Annotated in this window: 3 protein-coding genes; 1 reads left to right on the top strand and 2 read right to left on the bottom strand. The window is 68.9% G+C overall.

Going from position 1 to position 2,896, the window contains the following annotated elements; genetic code table 11:
• Positions 1–66 precede the first annotated feature (66 nt).
• Positions 67–588, top strand: a complete 522-nt coding sequence (purE, locus tag MJ783_RS10450) for a 5-(carboxyamino)imidazole ribonucleotide mutase (protein WP_239310198.1) — start codon at positions 67–69, stop codon at positions 586–588.
• Between the two features lie 96 nt (positions 589–684).
• Here purE and purB read toward each other — a convergent pair whose 3' ends face one another.
• Positions 685–2,127, bottom strand: coding sequence for an adenylosuccinate lyase (purB, locus tag MJ783_RS10445; protein WP_370651591.1), 1,443 nt, complete (start codon positions 2,125–2,127; stop codon positions 685–687).
• A 104-nt stretch (positions 2,128–2,231) separates the two neighbouring features.
• On the bottom strand, positions 2,232–2,896 hold a 665-nt coding region (locus MJ783_RS10440; protein WP_239310196.1), incomplete at its 5' end, for a hypothetical protein.

Genomic DNA, 2,896 nt, shown 5'->3' with positions numbered 1-2,896 from the left:
CCCTTTGGCCCAGTTGGCTACGGGTAGGGGCACACCGAGAAAGTGAGTGAACGAGCAGGTATGAACATGGCCGACCAGACCATCTCCACCGCGTTGCCGCCCAAGGTGGCCATCGTGTATGGCTCTCCCTCCGACGCGCAGACGATGAGCAAGGCAGGCGCGACGCTAGAACGTTTCGGAGTCCCCTACGAGCAGGTCTCCCTGTCAGCTCATCGCGCCCCCCACGCCCTCGCCCGGTACGTGGGTGAGCTGCGGACCCGCGGGATCGCGGTCGCCATCGCCGGTGCCGGCCTCGCCGCCGCCCTGCCCGGCGCGGTCGCCGCGCTCACGACGCTGCCCGTGATCGGCGTCCCGATCTCGGGTGGGGCGCTGGACGGTATGGACGCCCTGCTCGCCATTGCGCAGATGCCGCCCGGCGTCCCCGTTGCCACGGTCGGGCTGAACAACTCCACGAACGCGGCCGTGCTGGCTGCCCAGATCCTCGCGCTGAGCGACCCGGACCTACACCTCCTGCTCACCGCGTTCAAGGACGACTTCGAGAAGGCCGCCGCCGCGGGCCTCGCGGAGATGCTGCCCCCCAGCAGCTGACCGCATGGCGGGCAACCGGACTGATCAACACTGATCAACACTGGACAGCCGCTGTTCAGCCCCGCTGAACAGCACCGAACAGCCCGCTGGGACGGGTCACAGGATGGGCGCGGGAAAGTACCCCGCGGCGTCGGGGTAGCGACGTACTACGTCGTCAACACGGGTATGGAAGTCCGCGACCTGCGCCTGGGCCGCGCCCGTGAAGGCAAGCGGCTCGGCCAGCACCGACGACAGCTCGGCGGCATCCAGCCCCAGCCGCTCGTCGCTGGCGAGCCGCTTCATCAGATCGTTGTGGTCAGCTCCCTTCTCCCGCATCGCGAGGGCGACCGCGACCGCATGCTCACGGATGACCTCGTGGGCGGTCTCCCGCCCGGCCCCACGGCGCACCGCCGCCATCAGGACCTTGGTCGTGGCTAGGAACGGCAGGTTGCGGTCCAGCTCCCGGGCGATCACCGCCGGGTAGGCCCCGAAGTCGTCGAGGACGGTGAGGAACGTCTCGTAGAGCCCGTCCGCGGCGAAGAAGGCGCCTGGAAGAGCCACCCTGCGCACGACCGAACAGGACACATCCCCCTCGTTCCACTGGTTCCCGGCAAGCTCACCGGTCATGGCCGTGAACCCGCGCAGCACCACAGCCAGGCCACTGACTCGCTCGCACGAACGCGTGTTCATCTTGTGCGGCATCGCCGACGAGCCCACCTGGCCGGCGGCGAAACCCTCGGTAACCAGTTCATGGCCGGCCATCAGCCGGATGGTCACCGCGAGACTCGCTGGCGCCGCCACCGCCTGCGCCAACGCGCTGAGGACGTCGAAGTCGAGCGACCGCGGGTAGACCTGCCCGACGTTGACCAGCACCCGTCCGAAGCCGAGGAAATCCGCGATCCGCCGCTCCAGCTCGGCAAGTTTCGCCGGATCCGCGGCAAGCAGGTCGAGCATGTCCTGCCCGGTCCCGACCGGGCCCTTCATCCCACGCAGCGGATAGCGGGCGAGCAGCTCCTCGACCCGCTCGAAGGCGACGAGCAGCTCCTGCCCGGCCGACGCGAAGCGTTTGCCGAGCGTGGTGGCCTGCGCGGGGACGTTGTGGCTGCGGCCGGTCAGCACCAGTGTGTCGTATTCGGCGGCCAAGCGCCCGAGGCGGGCCAGCGCCGCGACCATGCGTCTCTGGATCACCAACAACGAGCCGCGTACCTGGAGCTGTTCGACGTTCTCGGTAAGATCCCGCGATGTCATGCCCTTGTGTATGTGCTCATGGCCGGCAAGAGCGTTGAACTCCTCGATCCGGGCCTTGACGTCATGCCGGCGGATCCGCTCCCGCCGCGCGATCGAATCGAGATCGACCTCGGGGAGCACCCGCTCATAGTCTTCGATCACCCCCGCGGGGACGTCGAGGCCCAGGTCCCGCTGGGCGCGCAACACCGCCAGCCACAACCTGCGTTCCTGGACAACCTTGTTCGCCGGTGACCACAGGTCGGTCAGCTCAGCCGAGGCATAGCGGGTCGCCAGGACGTCAGGGATCACATACTCGGTCGCCATACAGGCCATCGTGCCCCACTCCGGGCCCGGATCCCCAGCGCCGGATCCCCGCCGCCGGATCTCTGAGCAACCGGATCTTTCAAGGTCCGCATGGTCAGGATTCGTACGGTCAGTCAGTGGATGAGGACCTCCAAGATGATCATTAGGAAACCGAGCACCGCGCTGCTGCCCGCATAGCACACCAGGCGCCAGCCAACCAGCTGAGAGGCCCGGCCGGCCACCGTGCTCCAGATCCCGAGCAGGACCACCGACGTCCACAAGGCCGCCTGCTGGGCGCCCTCCACCGTGGCACCCTCCCCGGCGGCGATGGCCAGCACCGCCATCGGCGGCACGGCCGCCTGCACGATCGGCCAGTGCTCAGCCAGTGCCGCGCGGACCTCACCCAGCGACAGTCCCGCGCCCGTACTGAGCCGGCTGCTGATGACGCGCGCGTAGCCGTGCGCGAGCCAGAAGACAACGACGGTCACGGCGACCGTCAGCGCGATCTCGTAGCTCTGGGTCTGCTGCGGATCCTCGGCCGCGACGACGGCCGCGACGAGAATCGTCCCGTAGATGGCGTTTGCGGGGTCGCCGGTCGGCAGGATCAGCCACCGGACGACACCCCGACGCCACGCCGACACCCCGGCAGCGACAGCCGGCCCAGCCACCTCGGTGTGGGCGTCCGCGGATGGCAGCGGCGATTGTCGCTCCGTCACGATCCCCCTTACGACAACGCCCGGGAGCCAGCGGCGCCGGCTGGCCTTACCCAGCCCGTGTCTGGCCCGCCAAGGTCGTTGAC

The sequence above is a fragment of the Protofrankia sp. Cj3 genome, from assembly GCF_917627355.1.
Taxonomy (GTDB): domain Bacteria; phylum Actinomycetota; class Actinomycetes; order Frankiales; family Frankiaceae; genus Protofrankia.
This window is presented reverse-complemented; position numbering and strand designations above follow the sequence as displayed.